This is a genomic window from Corynebacterium sputi DSM 45148 (assembly GCF_000427865.1).
Taxonomy (GTDB): domain Bacteria; phylum Actinomycetota; class Actinomycetes; order Mycobacteriales; family Mycobacteriaceae; genus Corynebacterium; species Corynebacterium sputi.
On record NZ_ATYV01000020.1, the window covers coordinates 1 to 18,520 of the forward strand.

Annotated in this window: 21 protein-coding genes; 15 read left to right on the forward strand and 6 right to left on the reverse strand. The window is 57.5% G+C overall.

All coding sequences use genetic code 11. The features are described 5' to 3' along the window. From YWU_RS18940 to YWU_RS18220, 4 genes are all read right to left on the reverse strand, one after another. The coding region (locus YWU_RS18940) for a transposase (RefSeq protein ID WP_205618325.1) at positions 1-192 on the reverse strand (192 nt) is incomplete at its 3' end. A gap of 18 nt (positions 193-210) precedes the next feature. After that, complete coding sequence (locus YWU_RS0110515) at positions 211-1,134, reverse strand: hypothetical protein (RefSeq protein ID WP_027020439.1); 924 nt, start codon at positions 1,132-1,134, stop codon at positions 211-213. A gap of 8 nt (positions 1,135-1,142) precedes the next feature. Then, the gene (locus YWU_RS0110520; RefSeq protein ID WP_156892806.1) at positions 1,143-1,469 is read right to left on the reverse strand and encodes an ImmA/IrrE family metallo-endopeptidase; all 327 of its coding nucleotides are present in this window, start codon (positions 1,467-1,469) and stop codon (positions 1,143-1,145) included. 652 nt (positions 1,470-2,121) lie between these two features. Continuing rightward, entirely contained in the window at positions 2,122-2,286 is a 165-nt protein-coding gene (locus YWU_RS18220; RefSeq protein WP_156892807.1) for a hypothetical protein, read from the reverse strand. 1,333 nt (positions 2,287-3,619) lie between these two features. On the opposite strand from YWU_RS18220, the gene YWU_RS0110530 reads away from it, so the two are divergent. The 12 genes from YWU_RS0110530 (at position 3,620) to YWU_RS0110585 (ending at position 14,742) form a co-directional block, all read left to right on the forward strand. Further along, on the forward strand, positions 3,620-4,246 hold the full coding sequence (locus YWU_RS0110530) for a ParA family protein (RefSeq protein ID WP_027020441.1): 627 nt from the start codon (positions 3,620-3,622) through the stop codon (positions 4,244-4,246). A gap of 11 nt (positions 4,247-4,257) precedes the next feature. Beyond that, positions 4,258-4,503 carry a hypothetical protein gene (locus YWU_RS18460; RefSeq protein ID WP_205618326.1) on the forward strand — a complete coding sequence of 82 codons (246 nt, stop codon included), beginning with the start codon at positions 4,258-4,260 and terminating at the stop codon, positions 4,501-4,503. 255 nt (positions 4,504-4,758) lie between these two features. Continuing rightward, positions 4,759-5,088, forward strand: coding sequence for a hypothetical protein (locus tag YWU_RS0110540; RefSeq protein WP_027020443.1), 330 nt, complete (start codon positions 4,759-4,761; stop codon positions 5,086-5,088). Between the two features lie 68 nt (positions 5,089-5,156). After that, positions 5,157-10,685: a DEAD/DEAH box helicase family protein gene (locus YWU_RS0110545; protein WP_027020444.1), complete on the forward strand. Its 5,529-nt coding sequence runs from the start codon at positions 5,157-5,159 to the stop codon at positions 10,683-10,685. A gap of 24 nt (positions 10,686-10,709) precedes the next feature. After that, entirely contained in the window at positions 10,710-11,318 is a 609-nt protein-coding gene (locus tag YWU_RS16405; RefSeq protein WP_051260279.1) for a hypothetical protein, read from the forward strand. A gap of 8 nt (positions 11,319-11,326) precedes the next feature. Next, on the forward strand, positions 11,327-11,779 hold the full coding sequence (locus YWU_RS0110555; RefSeq protein ID WP_027020445.1) for a hypothetical protein: 453 nt from the start codon (positions 11,327-11,329) through the stop codon (positions 11,777-11,779). Between the two features lie 348 nt (positions 11,780-12,127). After that, the gene (locus YWU_RS0110560) at positions 12,128-12,484 is read left to right on the forward strand and encodes a hypothetical protein (RefSeq protein WP_027020446.1); all 357 of its coding nucleotides are present in this window, start codon (positions 12,128-12,130) and stop codon (positions 12,482-12,484) included. Between the two features lie 211 nt (positions 12,485-12,695). Continuing rightward, positions 12,696-12,866, forward strand: a complete 171-nt coding sequence (locus YWU_RS18225; protein WP_156892808.1) for a hypothetical protein — start codon at positions 12,696-12,698, stop codon at positions 12,864-12,866. Positions 12,867-12,907: 41 nt separating this feature from the next. After that, on the forward strand, positions 12,908-13,465 hold the full coding sequence (locus YWU_RS0110570; RefSeq protein ID WP_027020447.1) for a DnaB-like helicase N-terminal domain-containing protein: 558 nt from the start codon (positions 12,908-12,910) through the stop codon (positions 13,463-13,465). A gap of 6 nt (positions 13,466-13,471) precedes the next feature. Next, positions 13,472-13,603, forward strand: a complete 132-nt coding sequence (locus YWU_RS18805) for a hypothetical protein (RefSeq protein WP_276201923.1) — start codon at positions 13,472-13,474, stop codon at positions 13,601-13,603. Next, positions 13,596-13,796: a hypothetical protein gene (locus tag YWU_RS0110580; protein ID WP_027020448.1), complete on the forward strand. Its 201-nt coding sequence runs from the start codon at positions 13,596-13,598 to the stop codon at positions 13,794-13,796. Before YWU_RS18805 ends, YWU_RS0110580 begins: the two co-directional genes overlap by 8 nt. An 88-nt stretch (positions 13,797-13,884) precedes the next feature. Beyond that, entirely contained in the window at positions 13,885-14,742 is an 858-nt protein-coding gene (locus YWU_RS0110585) for a hypothetical protein (protein ID WP_156892809.1), read from the forward strand. On the opposite strand, the gene YWU_RS0110590 is transcribed toward YWU_RS0110585, so the two are convergent. Continuing rightward, complete coding sequence (locus YWU_RS0110590; protein WP_051260287.1) at positions 14,739-15,179, reverse strand: LexA family protein; 441 nt, start codon at positions 15,177-15,179, stop codon at positions 14,739-14,741. The two genes, YWU_RS0110585 and YWU_RS0110590, sit on opposite strands and share 4 nt — an antisense overlap. A 38-nt stretch (positions 15,180-15,217) precedes the next feature. Next, positions 15,218-15,901: a DinB/UmuC family translesion DNA polymerase gene (locus tag YWU_RS0110595; RefSeq protein WP_205618327.1), complete on the reverse strand. Its 684-nt coding sequence runs from the start codon at positions 15,899-15,901 to the stop codon at positions 15,218-15,220. 375 nt (positions 15,902-16,276) lie between these two features. On the opposite strand from YWU_RS0110595, the gene YWU_RS18945 reads away from it, so the two are divergent. Genes YWU_RS18945 through YWU_RS0110605 form a run of 3 tightly spaced genes read left to right on the forward strand, consistent with a single transcriptional unit; the run spans position 16,277 to position 18,516 of the window. Continuing rightward, the gene (locus tag YWU_RS18945; RefSeq protein WP_011113070.1) at positions 16,277-16,330 is read left to right on the forward strand and encodes a chloramphenicol resistance leader peptide; all 54 of its coding nucleotides are present in this window, start codon (positions 16,277-16,279) and stop codon (positions 16,328-16,330) included. A gap of 21 nt (positions 16,331-16,351) precedes the next feature. Next, the gene (cmx, locus tag YWU_RS0110600; protein ID WP_005297378.1) at positions 16,352-17,527 is read left to right on the forward strand and encodes a chloramphenicol efflux MFS transporter Cmx; all 1,176 of its coding nucleotides are present in this window, start codon (positions 16,352-16,354) and stop codon (positions 17,525-17,527) included. After that, positions 17,527-18,516, forward strand: coding sequence for an IS481-like element IS5564 family transposase (locus YWU_RS0110605; RefSeq protein WP_011113072.1), 990 nt, complete (start codon positions 17,527-17,529; stop codon positions 18,514-18,516). The genes cmx and YWU_RS0110605 overlap by 1 nt, the downstream gene beginning before the upstream one ends. Positions 18,517-18,520: the final 4 nt, after the last annotated feature.

An 18,520-nucleotide genomic window follows, 5' to 3' on the forward strand; every position in this document is an offset into this window, starting at 1 on the left:
CTGCCCTGGCCGGTCACCGTCCTCCACCGCGGCGCGCTGCAACCATTTCTGCAGGGTCATCGGGTGAACGCCGAAATCTTTCGCAATCTGCTCGATCGTCACACCTGGTTCACGACTCCTCGCAACACGCACAACGTCGTCACGGAACTCTCGGGGATAGGGCTTCGGCACAATGACATCCTTCCAGCCCACCCTCCCGGGCAAGCCAACTCAGATGTCACCTACACGTGCAGCAGACCCCTCAGCTGACCAGTGGGGATCTGAGTGCCAGTAAACATTCTCCGACACAGGGACGAGCCTATCGATAAGAACCTCAACAGGTCGCATCCCCTGAGCAACCCGTAAGACCTCCCATGAGCGCATCCGGAGCGCAGAGCGCAGTTTCCGGGTAACCAGCAGCAGCCACGCAGTCACAGTGGTCATCCACACAGCCGGGACAACCAAACTCAAAGAAAGGCACACGACGGCCGAAAAACTCAGCACACTACGCAGCACGCTGATCCAGTGCACCCCCGAAGCACCGAGCAATTGGGCACAGTGCACAACAGCCCAAACACCAACGAAAAACCCGGAAAGACCCAGGAGAATGAACGAGGCACGGGCCATCATGCTACTGGTGGAAAGCCTAAAGAAACCGGCCCCCACCAGCATAGAAAGCGCACCAAGCATGAGAACTAGAAAGATTTTTACACCCAGATACGCGCCCGTCGATGAGGTGGAGCAGACTTCAATGTCCACGTAGGCATCACTAGCTACGCAGTTTGATGCCGCTTCCCGCAGAAGGAGCCAGTTAATTAGGCCAAACAGCACCGCTAGGACCGTCGTACACAATCCCACCACGGGAGATAGTGACGGTGATCTCCACAGGCCATAAGCAATCCACAGCAGCGCCAGTACAGCCATGAGATACGTCAGATCCACCAGTATCAGCCAAAGAAGGACAGATCCGCTCACCGATGTCAGGGCTGTATGAACTGAAATATCAACGATGACTGAACGCACAACCACAGCAAAAACAAGGAGAGAAAATCCTTGGCTGATAGCACCATTCCTGGAGGAACCGCGTAACCATCGTGTGAGCAGTACAGCAACCAACAGCACCAACATCAATCGAACGGCGATATCACTGACCATAAGAGCCCCTAACTAAAAACCATAGCGATGTCTTTGCGAAGCTCACCGGTTTGAATCAGCGCCGCCCAGCGTGAAGCCAGAGCGTTGGCCTGGCGTTCCACGTCATCAGAGCAGCTGTGCCTGATCATTGAGCAATGCCCAAGTGCCAGGTGCGCCAGTTCATGCAGCAAAGTGAATTCCGGCTGCAGGGAGTTCTCGGAAACGGAGATCAGGGCACGCCCTGCCACCAGGCAGGTAGAGCCATCAACAGACTCAGGCAGTACGGCCTCATAATCGATCACCACCTCTACATCGGTGATCTCAGCGACCTTGTTAACCAGTGTTTGGATAGTCAACGGCTGCTCATCACACAGCACAAGAGCACTGCCTGCTTTGACTGCACACCTGGCTGAATATGCACCGCGAAATATCGAGGTGCATCTAGAGCCAAGAGCCAGCGCAGCACCGAAAACAGAAAACAAGAATCCTCCCAAAGGATTTTTTGCTGACCAGGCAATCGTAACAATCAGGTAACGCGACCACCGCGCTCGCCCACCAACGACACAGACCACACAAGCACGGTCTATATGTTCAATATACTCCCGCTGTATGATGTCTTGGTATGTCGGTGCCTGTAGTCTAGGTCTTGGTGTGCAAAGCTATGCCCACCTAGACCGTCATATCAAGGAGACCATCAGGTATCTGACTGAAAGATCGTTCAAACAACTGCATAGCGGAGGGAAAACCACCCCATAGGTCTCTCTCATCACGCCTTGACCAGCCCCGATGAGAGAAAACCAGGTGGAGACATGAAAAAGCCCCGGTGACCAAACCGGGGCAATTTCTAAAAGTGGGAAAGAAAGCGGGAACTTTCTTTCGATCTTCCCTCCCAGCCAAGAAAGGGAATCAGTGCGAGATGCTGATGCCCAGGTTAGTTGCACCCTTTTGCCTTTTGCAACAGGACACGCCACCAATCTGGAAAACACCTGGCCAGAGGACTGCACGCTATCAACGCAGCACGTCTACAAGGCCGTTTACGGTGTCACCAATGACGCCGACGGGCCTGAGCTTGCAACGCAGCTCATGGCCGTATTTTCCGCTGCCGACAGGCACCTGAGCTGCACCGCGCAACCAGGATCGACTGAACAGATCCGCGGCCAAGGGCAAGGCCATTCATTCGTCCTGACTCAACCGAAGCGCCGAACAGCCAGTTGGACTAGCAGAAGTCGATGGCTCACTGCTGTCTCAGCAGCGCTAGCCACCGCCGCTGGCGACACAGCCAGGAACGGAAAAGTCTCTGTGCGCACCGTCACGGCAGTGGCCAAAGCTATGGCAGAGGCTGCCGATCATCGAACCGGAGATCACTCAGCGCTATCCCGGCGCACAATCGCCCGCAATGCCGGTTGCAGCGTGCGCGCTGTTGGATATGCCCGCCGGGTACTGGAATCCCTACAGCTGGCTGTCGAGGTCTGCCGAGGCCGGCACTTAACTCGCCTCGAGCGCATCGCCGCTCTACAGCACCACGGTCGCCGTCAGATCCGAGCAGCATCAAACTGGGCACTAACCCTCACGAAACACAGCGCCCAGTATCTAAGAAGAACACCGCGCGACCAGGACACTTGCACCCCACCCCGTCAGGGGTTAGCTGATCACTCTCTTTCTGGTAATCACTCCTTACCAAGCTCAAAAAACCGAGCTGAAGAGACATCAACTCGAAAGAAAAGGCGCTCCGCTCCCCCGCAACCATCTCTTGAGGCTCACAAACTGACCGCGAAAATCCTCCGACGGGCCCCACAACTGTGGAATGGCCATCGTGCAGGTCTCGCCAGGCTCCTGGAGCAGTACCTAGACCCCACTGTGTGGTCCTGTAGCGCCCTCTTCTGGCTGTTTGATACCCACACAGCCAACCAGGGCTGGGAATCACCGCAGAAATACGAAAACCCCGAGGGATGGTGGCGGTGGAAACTCTCCCAGTGCCATGAGCGACTCGTGTTTGAGCCACCTAGAGGATTGGTCTACTTCTGAAAGCCCTATAGCACTGAGAGACTTGGAGGCAATGAGACAAGAGACAATGCGACAACGAGGCATCTGTGTTGCTACCGCGACAGACTTCGCCTGCCTTGCTCCGTAACGAACCCCACACCACTCGCGCACGCAGCAATTAGAGACAGAGAGACTTGCGACAAAGAGGCTTTAGGGCCAGGGCTCACAGCTTCGCTCGTGCCCAACCCGGTAGCCAGATTGCTTGGACCTGTTTTTCAGCCAGAAGCGACAATGCGACGTTGAGGCAAGAGACAATGAGACAAGAGACAATGCGACAATGAGGCATCTGTGTTGCTACCGCGACAGACTTTGTCTGTCTTGCTCCGTAACGAACCCCAGACCACTCGCGCACGTAGCAGTTAGAGACAGGGAGGCAGAGAGACAGAGAGGCAGAGAGACTTGCGACAAAGAGACAATGCGGCATATGGTGTTGGGGAGAATCTCAACTAGGAAGGGTGCTCAGATGAAGATCGCAATCGCGAACACTAAAGGTGGAGTAGGCAAGACAACGTCAGCAATTCATCTCGGTCAGGCTCTGGTGGATCACTACGGAAAACAGGTCCTTGTCCTTGACGCGGACCCGCAGGGGACTGCTACTTCTTGGGCTGAGCGAGCAGAAGAAGACGGGACACCACTTGGTTTTGAGGTCCAGGCTTCCAATAATCATCTCCTGCGAAGGCTTTCCCAGATGGACGATGACAGATACGTACTCGTGGACTGTCCTCCTGGTAACCCTGAAACAATTAGCGCAGCAGTCTCTGCTGCAGATGTGGTGATAGTCCCTACAGCACCGTCTTCACACGACATGGAACGGCTTTGGATCACGCTGGACAGTATCGGGACTCAAGTGCCTGCGGTTGTGTTGCTCACCGCAGCTCGATCAGGAACAACACTTCTGCGTGAGACGGTCGAAGTTCTTGATGAATATGGCATCAATCGGTTCGACAATGTGGTCCACATGCGTGAAGCGATCCGGAAGTCTCTTGGTCAGAGGCCAACAGACTATGCAGGCTACGTAGAGGTCGCAGGTGAGATCCTGGAGCTTGAGCAGATCCTGGCCGGCACTACTGGAAATGATGAGGAGCACTAGAGATGGTCAAAATGAACGATAAGAAGAACAATCTTGCGCCGAGAAGCGCACCACGTAGAGAGGATGAATCAGACGCACAGAGCTCAGTGGACATGCAGAAGGGATTCAGGGATCCGCAGAAGCTAGTCAAGCTAGGGGTCCGAATTGATGAAGACCTTCATCACCAGGCAAGCATCTTGGTTAAGCAAAATCGGACTACTTTCCAGGATGTTCTCGAGCAGGCACTCATTGAGTACGTTCGCGATAACAGGCGGTAGGAACACTTGTCTCCTTTGAGGCAAGGAGCCAAGAGGCAGCTTTGTGACCATGATCCAGGATGCCAGACATTATATCTGGGAATAAACGAAGCAGATATATAAAGCGAGGATAGTACCCTTAGGTCGGCACTTTTGACCTAAGGAAGGTGTACTCATTGGCACGCCGAAAGAGAAGTCAGCAGCCTGATCCGAATCAGGTGGATTTGTTCGATCTCATTGAGCAGATCGAGGACGAGAACGAGAAGGGAAGAGACGATGTTCAGCAGCCAGATGATCGAGGAAGCGCACCGGACGCTGGGGCTATCGACCAGTCAGGAAGCGATCCGGCAGAAGAACCAGGAACTGATGGAACTGTTCGACGAGAGGCGCGAGATCCTCGAAGAGGAGCTGACGCAGGAGTTCTTGGCGAAGATCGCCCCCAGGACAGCAATCGATGGGGAGGAGCGATTGATGCTGTTGACCAGGGTCCGCAACCGGGCGATCAACGAAGCGATCCAGGAGCTGATCAACGAGCCAGTGATGGCAGTTCTGGAGCAACAGATGGAGCAGGAAACCGAGGAGATGGAGCGGGAGCTCTTGCAGTAGGACCGCGTTCCGGCGAGCCGGTGACGTGGTCGCCGCCACAGCAAATAGTTTCCCCGTCGGGGTCACGGGTGCGGGCCAGTGCAAATATCGCCGCTATTGAGATGTTGCGGCGTCTTCAGCGGGAAAACAGGTGGGCAACTGCCGATGAGCAGGCCATTCTTGCGCAGTACTCCTCCTGGGGTGCTGCGCAAGAAATCTTTGATACCTCCCGTCAGGATTGGACCTCCTATCGTGAGCAGTTGCGCAGTGTGGTTGATGAGGCCACTTTCGATGAGTTGGCTCGCTCGACGCTGACAGCGTTTTACACCGCACCGGATGTGGTCGAGGCGATGTGGACGGCGTTGGAGGATGCCGGCCTTGATGGGGGCACTGTCCTGGAGCCGGGCAGTGGTATCGGCGCGTTCATTGGTGCTGCCCCGCAGGGCACCTCGATGGTGGGGGTGGAGGTTGATCCAATTGCCGCCGGCATTGCCGAGCAGCTCTATCCCAGCGCGACGGTGATTAATCAGCCGATGCAGTCAGTACCGTTGCAGTCCAGTGCTTTTGATGCTGCTATCGGCAACGTCCCGTTCGGGGATGTGACCTTGTATGACCCGGTGGGCAATCCTGCCGGCCACAGTATTCATAACCACTTCATTATGAAGTCGCTGAATGCGGTGGCCCCTGGTGGATATGTCGCGGTGGTGACTTCTTCATCTACCGCTGATGCCCCAATCAAGGGACGGGCTGCTCGCTCGGAGATGGTGGATCGTGCTGATCTGGTCTCAGGGGTGCGTCTTCCCTCGCAAACATTCCGCCGGGTTGCCGGCACTGATGTCACCGCTGATCTGTTGCTATTTCGGGTTCGCGAGCCCGGTGTTGAGCCCACTGAGCGCTCGAAGCAATTTTTGATCACTGACACCTTGGAAATGGACGAGGGCCAGGAGCTCAAGGTTAATGCCTTTTTCGTGCGCAATCCTGAGCATGTTCTGGGAGAGGCGAAGATCACTACCGGTCGTTTTGGCACGCCCACACTGCGCGTTGATGGCACCGCTGAGGGGTTGGGTCAGCGGATTGTGCAGCGGTTGCGCCCGGATATCACCGAGGCGGTGGCCGCTGGGTTGGGTCACAGTGCGGTACCGGTGGTCTCTGCTGCGCAGTCGGTGCAGGAGTTGGTCTCGCAGGAGGCTGCGCCTTTGCCTGGGGCGGTGTTTTTTGATGGGAAGAATCGGGCTGATTACTACTTCTCTCAGTTCACCGATGGCCAGTGGGAGTCGATTACACCGAAACGAAAGGCGTTGTCGAAGCAGTGGGTGCAGTTGTTGGAGTTGCGCGATACCACGGTGCAGTTGCGTCAGGAGTTGGCCTCAGACAGCGATCCACTGGCTATTGCGGAGCTGCGGGAGAGACTCAATGAGCAGTATGACGGGTATGTCGGTGAATTCGGTGCGATTAACCGGTTCCAAATCCGCGAGCGCCAGCCTTCCAAGGCCAAGTTAGAGCGCACCTATAACCAGTTGGTGGATCAGTGGCGCTCGGAGAACACCGTGCCGGCCAGCGAGCAGCCACCAGAGCAGATCCGGGAGCAGTTGCGCGCTGATGCGGCTGTTCAGGCGATCTCTCGAACGAAAGTTCGCGATCATATCGGGGTGCTGGATCGAGATCCGTATTTCGCTCAGGTCCGAGCGTTGGAAATCTTCGATGATGAGACACAACAGGCCACCAAGGCCGCGATCTTCACCTCCAACCCGGCCAGAGCCACCCCAGCGTTGCTGCATACCGATGATCTTGCGGAGGCGGTCACCGCGACTCAGGACCGGTATGGACGTCTGGACCTGGACGTGATTGCTGAGCTCACTGATGAGAGCCCGTCCTGGGTGGCCCAGCAGCTACCGAAGCAGAATCTGGCGTTCCGTGACCCGCAGGAGCCGAACTCTTTTGTGCCGGCCACTGAGTACTTGTCCGGCTTTGTCGTGGCCAAACTCAATGACGCGATCATGGCGCAGGTATCGGATGAGCGTTTTGCCGCTAACGTGCAGGCGCTTGAGAAGGTCCAGCCGGATCGCATTGAGGAAGGGATCACCGTACGCCCTGGTGTGCAGTGGCTGGATTCTGATCTGTACCGCCAGTTCGCCGCCGAGAAGTTCGGGCTCAATCCCGAGAGGGTAGTGGTCGACCGGGCCGAGGATGTCTGGTCGGTGTCCTACTCCGGTGAGTATCAGTATGGCGGTGAGGCCGATCATTCCTATGGGCTCATCGCCGCGAAGAATCGCCGGGGTGTGCGCTTTAACTTCCAGGCCACCGGCAAAGCCGCTGGGATGGAGAACCAGGGAGTTGCCACCAATCGCGCTGATGGTGTGGCGGTGAGTGCTTTGCGGATGTACGAGTCGGTGTTGAATTTGTCTGCCCCGACGGTGAAGTACTCCAGTGCTGCCGAGGAGTACGGGTATTCCGGTACCCATGCGCAGGGATCATCGTTTGCCGCTCGCAAAGCAGAGCACCTGCGCGATGAGTTTTCCACGTGGGTGCTCTCTGATCCGGCCAGACGGGCCAGTGTGGTCGATAGGTACAACGAGATTTACAACAGTTTTGTCGCCCCGGTCTATGACGGCACCGCAAGGAAAATGCCGGGGTTGGGGGAGGATTTCGTCCCGTACACCTATCAGCTCAACGCGGTGGAGCGGATGACCCGTGAATCCGGTGTCCTGCTCGATCATGTGGTCGGTGCTGGTAAAACCGGCACGATGCTCATGGGAGCCGCTGAGCTCAAGCGCCTGGGAGTGATCCATCAGCCATGGATGGTGGTGCCGAATCATCTGGCTGAGCAGATCACCCGCGAGGCGCAGCAGTGGTACCCCAACGCGAAGGTGCTCTCGGCATCCACGGGGATGAGCCCTCAGCAGCGCCGGCAGTTTGTGGCGCAAACCACCGCACAAGATTGGGATCTCGTGGTGGTTCCGCAGTCGGTGTTTGAGGCGGTGGATGTGAACACCGAGACGAAAATCGACTACATGAGCGCTCAGTTAGATCAGATCAACACAGATCTGGCCGAGCGCTCAGCAGCAGGAGAGGACGACTCAGCGTGGACCACTAAACGGTTGCAGGCTGCAAAGATCAAGCGCGAGCAGCAGTTAGAGAAGCTCCTCGATAGCGACCGCGATGAGGGGCTGACCTTTAATGACACCGGGTGTGACTACCTCATTGTTGATGAGGCGCATTTGTATAAGAACCTCTTCCGGCAGTCGAGGGTCGATGAGCTCAACCATCCTGGCTCTAACCGGGCCACTGATCTGGATATGAAACTGGACCTGCTGCGTGAAAAGCACCGGTCCGAGGGCCGCAACCCGCAGACCACTCCCACGGTCACGTTCGCCACCGGGACCCCGATTGCCAATAACTTGGCGGAGATTTGGGTGATGAACAAGTACCTGCGCCCGGATTTGACCGAGAAGTTCCAGATGGAGACGATCAACGGTTTTGCCGCGCAGTTCACTGAGCAGGTGGAGACGGTGGAGGTCAATGCCTCCGGGTCGGGGCTGCGCACGATGAACCGGGTCGGCGGTTACCTCAATACCGGTGATTTGGCGGCGGCCACGTCATTGTTCATGGATGTTGTTGGCGCTGATCAGATCACCGCGAAGCTCCCGGAGCGCGCCTCTGGTGCCGGTAACCGGATTGTGGAGTTTGAGGTGGAAACCCAGGTGAAGGACTTCATCTCTGATCTGGCGCTGCGCGATGAGTATGACTGGGATCAGGATCCGGAGGAGCGGATTCAGGTGCCGTTGGACAAATCCGGGGCAACGATCGACAACAGCTTGAAGATCTCCTCTGATGGGCGCAAAGCCACCTTGCACCCTGCATTGGCTGGGATGGAGATCGACGGGGCAGGTGCGCGGGTGGAGGCGGTAGCCGGCAATATCCTCGATCAGTGGCACCGCAGCCGCAATCAGGTCTACCGCACGAAGCAGGGGGATATCTCACCGAATCCTGGTGGTCTTCAGATCGTGTTCTGTGATGCCGGTACCCCGAAGCAGGATGGCAGTTTCAGTGTTTACGATGCGATCCGCCGTGAGTGCGCCGAGCGCGGTATGGACGCCTCTCGTATTGCCTTTGTGCATGAGTGGGATAAGGACCGCACCGAGCTATTTAGGCGGTGTCGCGAGGGTGGGATTGATGTTCTGATCGGCTCGACCGAGAAGCTCGGCACCGGGGCGAATATCCAAGATCGTGCAGTGGCGCTGCATCACGTGGATGTTCCCTGGAGGCCGGCGGATCTAGAGCAGCGCGAGGGCCGCATTATCCGCCAGGGCAACCAGAACGAAAGCGTGGAGATCTACAACTATGTTGCCGCCGGCACGTTTGATGCGGTGCAGTGGCAGGTGCTGCATCGCAAACAGATGTTTATCTCCCAGTTCAAGAAGGCTGATCGGTCGATGCGACGGATGGATTCGCTGGGCGATGACTCGGTCAATGCAGCGGCGCACAACAAGGCCATTGCCACTGGTGATCCACGCTATGTCGATCTGATGCAGCTGGATAAGAAGGTGGAGCATTTCGAGCAGCTGCAGGGTGAGTGGCAGGCTGCCAGGGCCTCGATTTCCTTTGCGATTAGCTCCGAGCAGATGAATATCGACAGCGCCAGTGCACGGATGGCGACGATGGAGCCGTTGCTTGATCGGGCGCAGCAGTGGGCAGCAGATGGCGGTGCGCTGTGGGAGTTCCCCGATTGGTCCCCAACGACCGATGTCACTGTGGCCGCTGATCGGATTACCTCCACGCTGCACCAGATGTTCCGTGATCGCCAGAGCGAGCCGCAGGAAGTCATGAGCGTGGCTGGGGTGACGATCAAAGCATCGCTGGGCATTGACCGCACGAGCCAGAATCATGATCTGGGCATTGAGTTGCGCGTCGACGGGGAGACCGAGCGCAGCGGGTTCATCGACGGGATGAAGATCATGAACGCCCGTGAGGCCCAGCGCAATCTCAAAACTGAGGGCACCGCCTCACAGGAGGCCAGGGCGATTTTGACCCGTGTGGACCGACCAATCCGTGAGTTGCCGGGGATGTACCAACTAGCACAGGCACAGCTCGATTCCGCTGAGCGGCGGCTGGCGAAATTGCAGGCCACCGCGACGCCCACATTCGAGCATTCCCAAGAGTTGGCCGATGCACGCCAAGCACAGGGCAAGCTCCGTCGGGAACTTGAGGAGGTCGATTCCAGCGCCCAGATGGTGGAGCTACGCAACCGCCGGCGCGAGAGGCTGGCCGCCCATGGCAGAGAACCAGGGTGGACGTTGGATCTGAATCCGACACCGGCCTATGCCAAGCATGTGAAGGACACCGGCCAGGACGAGGTGGTTCACCAGGCTAGGCGGAAGGAGGTCTCCGCGATGTTCAAGTATGGGCTGATCGATGAGGACACCTATAGCGCGAGGATGTCCCGCATCCCTAGGCCCGAGCAGGACGTATTGAGTCAGATAGTCGCTGCCTCCATTGCTGAGGCATTCGGACCAGATGAGCAGGACCAACAAAGCGATAGCGGCGATGATCTCGGGCTTAATGACCTGTTTGTTACCGCCGCCACCGATGACTATGACACCGACGGCCTTGAACTGTAGGCCAGAAAGAACAGGGAAGAAGACATGACTTTTGAGACAAACCCCGGAGGCAACAACGCGTGGGGCAGCCCGTACCCGGAGCAAACCTACGAAGAGCTCACCGGACGTCCACCGAAGGCACATGCCAACACCGAGCAGTTCACCCCGGTATCCACCAACGCTGAGCAACCGCCGTTGCAGTGGCCCACCAACGGCGAGGCACCGCAACAGCCACGGCTGATCGCAGGGCGACTGTGCCCGAAGAAGTTGGCCCTGAACCTGGGAGTGCTCGCCATTCTCGGGGCAGTGGTCAGTGCAGCGGTGGTGTGGGTAGCAGATCTGATCATCAGTACCGCCCTCACCGGTGCACCGGTAGGAACCGGCAGCGCGGCTTTCGGCTGGGCTGTGATCTCTGCATTAGTGGCACTTGTCGCCGGAGTGCTGTTCATACCCGTGATGGATACGGCGAACGAGGGGATGTTCCAGGTGGTGATCTACGCTGGGGCTGTCATCGCCTCCATCGTGTGGGTACTCCTTGCCGGTGTGATGGTGGGCAACTTCAGCGCACTGACAGCGCTGGCAGGCATCATCTGTTGTGCCGGTATGGCACTAGCCGCCCCGTCGAGGATCGTTGCCTCTGAGTACTACAGCTAGGAGTTTTGGTGGAAAGCACGTTCCTTGTCGATGTTGTGATCACCTATGTCGGCCCGTTGCGCCGACTGCGTGGTGCGCCGATTATCTCGCTGAACGTGCTGTGCCCACGCAAAGGCGACCCGGAGGATGGTCGGGGAGCGAGGCTACGGCTAACGGCGGTGAATGATGTTGCCCTGCAGGCGGCCAACCTCACCGCTGGGGACCGTATTTCCGCCACCGTCGATGGATCGACACTGGCAGGTCGGATCGTGGCGAAAAGGCCTGTGGAGTCCTCGCCGGTTAGATGTGATGGCGACCGGGTGAGTATTGATACCTCGAGACTTGATGTTGCTGATCTGTCATTGGAGCAGGCACAGCGGTTGGCGGAGGATTTGCTGCAATCATTGCCGAAGTCCAAGGGCAAGAATCTGCGGTATGCGGTGTCCACTGAAGCTCAACTTCGCGGGTACAGGCAGATATAGGGCACCTTCTCCTTAAGGCCATCAACGGTTGTTGGTGGCCTTTTCTGCGCGCCAGATTCGCCGGAGGCAGCAGTCTTACCGGTGAGGAAGTGGGAGGGGAAAAGATAGCTGGTGACAACAGCACAGGGGTACGGATTTTCAGGTGGGTTGTCTCGGACAGGTGTGGGTGGTGCGCGGTGATAGTCGTGGCCTAGATGGCTGCGCATAACCGGCTGCGGTGTCGAATATTGTTTCGGGTCTCTGCGCGGTCCCTGTCGGATACGGATTTACCATCATCGCGAATGTGACTTCTTCACTGGAGGTGTCTGTGCATTATCTCCAATCCGACCACCCACATAAGGGAACATCATGATTGAAAAATCCATCACAGCACTGCCACTGAGTGTTGTGGCCAGAGACTTCCACCACGTCTTGCGCGGGCAGAAGGAGATGATCGTCGCTGCGTGCGCCGGGGGAACTGAGTGGTATCGAGCGCGGTATTACGCAGTGGCGCATGAGGGAACGGGGCAGATTGAGGCGCGGATTATCGTGGAAAAACGCGATGGTAAATGGTTGATTCCCGAATGTCAGAATCCGCCCTATGTCCAGGGGGTCAGTCTCGATTTCCTGACCATTCTCACTGAGACTGCGTGTGGGGAACAGTGGAGGCAAGCAGCGGGAACAGCGGCGCTATCTGACTATCGTCCGGTGTCCGGCGGAGCATAGGCACACGCAGGAAGGGGAGTGTGGACCTGGATAATAGTACTGTGAAAACTCGATGTGAGATCGAACTAAAAAAGTATTCACAAGAATTAGTTGAATATGTCTTGCATGGCCAGATTCTATAGACTAGAATCGTTTATATCAGGAACGCACAGTTCCTGACTGGAGATGGATATTGTTCACCTCCAATCCGACTACCCGACAAGGGAAACTCATGCTTGATCTCATCTATTATTTCTTCGCCACTGCGCCAGTGCCGGTGTTGTACCTTGCTGTATGTGCGACCTTCATCGTGGGAGTTGCGGTGGTGTATCGCCCGATTCTCATGGTTCTCGAAGCGTTGAACCCTGAATTCCTGACTAGTCCAACTTCGTACCGAAAGTAGATCTAGTCCACCAGTACGATCCAGCCGCCCCGACAAGGGGCATGGCTACCAATTTTGGAGCACTCATGACCGTCGATCAGGCTGCCACCCATGTCCCTGGATATCTCTTTGAGACCGACCCTGAGGTCATGCTGCTGTGCGCACTGCTGTGGAATAGGTCCAACGATGACATCGCCACGGTGCTGGAGGTGCTGAGGTGTGAGGACTTCCGAGATCGGACGAACCGTACTGTGTGGGCTTTGATCAGCCAAGCGCACACGGCAGGTAGGCCGCATGATCCTGGATCAGTGCTCAGCGATGCAATGCGTCAAGGCGACGGGCTGGAAGTGCCGCAGCCGGCACTGCGCAAAGGCCTAGAGGCCATCACCACCGTCGGGGCAGATCCAGTGTTCATCCGCTCGTACGCCGAGCAGGTGATTACCGTGTCCTACCGCCGCCAATTTATTAGCATGACCGAACGACTATCGTTGTATGCCGAACGCGGCAGCGAGAGTGATCTCTTTTCCCAGATGGTGGAGGAGGGAAAAGCGCAAAGAACCGCGAAGAATAGACTCGATGCTGTGCGAGAAGCACTAGCGGCAAACTCTGAAAAGGACTAGAAAATTATGCGTAACGCGACTGTGAATGAACTGTTTTCCAATACCATCACCGACGGACTTACCGCAGGTGCCGGGGTGTTCACCGTCATGATGTCTCATTGGGCACAGGCTGAACAGGAAGGTAAGCGCGATGAGTGATGCCCCAAGCGTGGAGGAGAAACTAGCGCGACTGGAAGAGATCCGAGGTCATCTGGCGAAGGTCAACGATCTGCGCCGAGAGCGGGACTCTTTGATCGTTGATCTGCACGGGCGCACAGAGCTTCACAACTTGGTTCGGGCATCGGGAGTGGGGACCGCGCGAATCTTCCAAATCCTCCACAAGAGCAACTAATAATTCTAACCCCTAGGGAGAGCGTCCGGCTCCCTAGGGGTTTGAGCTTGGGAACATAGATTGCACAAGATAACGAAAGGTACTGACAATGACTACAGATCACCGAATGATATTGCTAGAAACAATCCACGAGCATAGGGAGGAGGCAAAAGCCGAGCTGCTCTTAGCGCGCAAGGCATACTTGAATCCAGTTCCCGGCTCTCCTCGATACCAAGACCTACAGTGGATCCACGGCAGGGATGAAGCCCATCACAGTCACTTCCAATTTCTAAGCGATTCTGCTTTCAATGAAGTTCTACTGAAATGCGCTGCCATAGATCAGTATATTGACGCAATTGCTCATCTTGTAGAGGTCGATAGGCTCTTGCCGATCCCTACGCTGGCCCTGCTGCGTTCGGTACAGGAGGCCTTATTGGGAATGTACTGGTGTGCAGCAGAGGGGGAATCAACTGAGGCGAGGATGGGCAGATTCGCCGCGTTGATTCTCGGGAATCGTCGCGATGTCATACCTGCGCGAAAGCTCGCTCCCAATTCGGCAGAGGATCACGCAAATGCGGAAAATACGTATCTTGCGGTGCAGAGATACCTCGAAGAAGTAGGCTTCACCATGTTTAGACCGCCGAACAAAGAAAAGATTAGGGCAGTTGAGTTCGAGGGAGCGAAAACTAACCTTGAAATAAATATTACTGAAACCGCGGAAAATATGGACAAGTTAGAGAAATTTCCATGGATGCTTGGGTCAGGTGCCACACACTCGCGCAGCTGGTTCACTTCAGATTTGCGTGGCACTGAATCGGAAATATACACAATGTACTTGCCCGTACTTTTTACTAGCCTGCGGTCCATTTCTGCAATTGGCAAATATGTTGGTATTTCCAATGATGCATTTGAGGAATGCGTCATGAATCGGATAAGCCAAGCGTATAAGAGGTTACAACTGGTTTAGATTTTTCCGGAAGCGCGCAGGTGTCGTAAGCAGTAGGTCACTACTCCCCATAGCCGGGCATCTTCGCGACCCTCCAGCAGGATCGTGGGAAACTGCTCATTGGCAGGCTCTAGCCGCCGTGGAGCATCCAGGCGCAGGTGCTTGACCGTGAACTCTCCGTCGATCACCGCCAGCACCACATCACCATCAGCAGGCGATAGGGACCGGTCGACAATCAACTCATCGCCGTCGAATATCCCCGAGCCTTCCATCGACTCCCCGGAGGCGCGGACAATGAATGACGCCGCCGGATGGGCAATCAGATGCGCATTCAGGTCAACGCCCTCATCCATCCAGTCCTGCGCAGGAGAGGGAAAACCGCACGCCACCGCCTGAGAGGTCACCGGCACACGGGAGCTGGCGGACTCGGAGGCAATTATCGGTATGCGGTGACTCATGACTTCATTGTTAGCACACAAGTTCGACATGAGAGGTTCTATGCGGCGACGGTCAACAGCTCCTCCCATCTGGTTGAGCACCGCGCTGACATCAACTCCCTGCGCATTGTCCACCTGTCATTAAGCGCGGCGGTACCCACCTGGACACTGCCAGCCGGCAGCGCATCCAGTGCAGCATCAATACCGGTGTCGATGCTGTCATCGGCACTGAACAGGCGAAGCTGTCGATCATCGCGGACTAATCCGGTAGCCACGATCTCCCCACGGGCATAGCGCACCCCCTCGATCAACTCCGGGGCTAGAGCTCTGGTGGCGCGAATAATCGCGCGGGTAGAGGCAGTGGGATCAGCCACAGTCACCGACGTACTTGAGCGCACCGGTGTGTCGACGTGCCACCCGGTGGAGGCGGAGATAGTGAACACCGAGGCTGAAACCTGCTTATCGCGCATCCGCCGACCCAGCACCGCCGAGAACCCCACCAGTGCGTCCAGGACGTCCTGAGGCTCGGTGAGCTTATGGCCGAACATGCGGCTGTGAATCACCGTCGTGGGATGAGCCTCCGGCTCGTAGAAGCCGATACAGCGGATTCCATTGAGCTCCCGGACGGTGCGCTCTAAGACGATAGAGAACCGCCGGCGGATCCACCCAGGGTCCGCGCGGGTGAGATCACCAACGCTGTGAATCCTCGCCGCGTTCAACTGCCGGGTGAGTTTACGGCCCACGCCCCAGGTCTCTGAGACAGGCAGACGGTCCAGCACTTGGTGAAGATCGTCATTGGGCCAGTCGGTGATGTTGCAGAGTCTGCCGAATCCCTGGTGGTCTTTCGCTCCGACTGAGGCGATCTTGCATAGCGTTTTTGTCGGCCCGATACCGATTGTGGTGGGAAGGCCTAGGTGTGATGTCCAGGGACGTTGTTCTGGCCCCCGCCCGTAATGACACCGTGCCGATTCAAGAAGTATCTGTCCAGACCGCTTGCCATTGAAGGCATGTTAGAGTTTGGGGCATGTCGAGTCCCGAATCAGACAGGTCAGGGGTTGTCGGTCACACCGCCAGCCCCTTGAACCACTAGTTACGACGCCCACGATCTGTGTGGGCGTATGTCTGGCGTACCCGGGGCGCTGGCCGTGGTGACAAGAAGAACCATTTCTTGATCTCACACCTCGGAGTACTCGATGCCTTTTGCCCTCTACATGCTTGCCCTGGCGGTCTTCGTCATGGGCACTTCAGAATTCATGCTCGCGGGATTGCTCCCCGCGATCGCGACCGAACTTGACGTCTCGGTCGGCACTGCGGGCCTGCTGACCTCCGCATTCGCAGTCGGTATGGTCGTCGGCGCGCCAGTGATGGCGGCATTCGCTCGCCGTTGGCCACCGCGGCTCACATTGATCGTTTGCCTTCTCGTGTTCGCGGGAAGCCACGTCATCGGAGCGATGACACCAGTGTTCTCTCTCCTGCTCATCACCCGGGTGCTCAGCGCTCTCGCAAACGCAGGATTCCTCGCCGTAGCACTGAGCACGGCCACTACCCTCGTGCCAGCGAACCAGAAGGGGCGTGCACTGTCGATCCTGCTCTCCGGCACGACGATCGCAACCGTCGTGGGCGTCCCCGCCGGGGCACTGCTCGGCACAGCGCTGGGCTGGCGAACGACGTTCTGGGCGATCGCCATCCTCTGTATTCCCGCGGCCGTTGGAGTCATTCGTGGCGTCACGAACAATGTTGGTCGGAGCGAGACTAGCGCGACCTCACCAAGGCTCCGTGTCGAGCTCAGCCAGTTGGCGACGCCGCGGCTCATCCTGGCCATGGCACTCGGAGCGCTGATCAACGGAGGGACCTTTGCGGCATTCACCTTCCTGGCACCCATCGTGACCGAGACCGCGGGCTTGGCCGAAGCGTGGGTGTCCGTCGCGCTGGTGATGTTCGGCATCGGATCGTTCCTTGGCGTCACGATCGCAGGACGACTATCAGATCAACGACCTGGCCTCGTGCTCGCAGTCGGCGGACCGCTATTGCTGACAGGCTGGATCGTGTTGGCAGTGGTCGCATCTCATCCCGTTGCGCTTATCGTCCTCGTCCTCGTTCAGGGATTCCTGTCGTTCGGCGTCGGCAGTACTCTGATCACGCGTGTGCTGTATGCAGCATCGGGTGCGCCAACGATGGGCGGTTCGTACGCAACCGCAGCATTGAATATCGGAGCTGCAGCGGGGCCCGTGCTTGGTGCGCTCGGGCTCGCGACCGGGCTGGGGCTGCTCGCGCCGGTTTGGGTCGCTTCGGTGCTGACAGCGATCGCTCTCGTCATCATGCTTCTCACCAGACGCGCGCTTACGAAGACCGCGGCGGAGGCCAATTGATGACCCATCCGAACGCTCTTCTCACTCCTCGTGCCCGTCTCCGGTTAGCTCGGCTGATTGTCGAAGACGGCTATCCGGCCACGATCGCCGCAAAGATGTTCATGGTCTCCCCGATCACTGCCCGGAAATGGGCAGGCCGCTACCGGGAAGAGGGTGAGTTTGGGATGCAGGATCGCTCCAGCAAGCCGCACCGGATCCCAGGCAGGACGCCCGAGCATGTCAAGAAGAAGATCATCAACCTGCGCTGGCGGCTTCGACTGGGGCCAGCCCAGATCGCTGCGCGACTTGGTCTCTCGACGTCGACTGTTCACGCGGTCCTCGTCCGTTGCCGCGTGAACCGCCTCTCGCATATCGATCGTGTCACTGGCGAGCCATTGCGGCGATATGAGCATCCTCATCCGGGATCGTTGATTCATGTCGATGTCACGAAGTTCGGCAACATCCCCGACGGCGGTGGACATCGTTACGTAGGTCGGCAGCAAGGCGCACGGAACAAGCTCGCGACTCCGGGATTACCACGAGGAAAAGATCACAAGCCGCGCACCGGGACGGCGTTCGTTCACACAGTCATCGACGACCACTCCCGCGTCGCATACGCAGAAATCTGGTCGGATGAGCAGGCGAGCACAGCGGTGGGAGTTCTCGAACGCGCCGTGGCCTGGTTCGCCGAACGAGGCGTGACCGTCGAGCGAGTCCTATCCGACAACGGGTCGGCATACAGATCCCACGCATGGAGGGACTTCTGCGCTCGGCTCGGCATCCGACACAAGCGGACACGCCCCTACCGGCCGCAGACGAACGGGAAGATCGAGCGATTCCACCGCACGCTCGGGGACGGCTGGGCCTATGCCAGGTTTTACGGTTCAGAGGCCGAACGACGCCTGGCGCTGCCCGGCTGGCTCCACTTCTACAACCACCACCGACACCACTCTGCGATTGGCGGCGTACCCTTCGACCGACTCAACAACGTCCCTGGACATCACACCTAGGCAC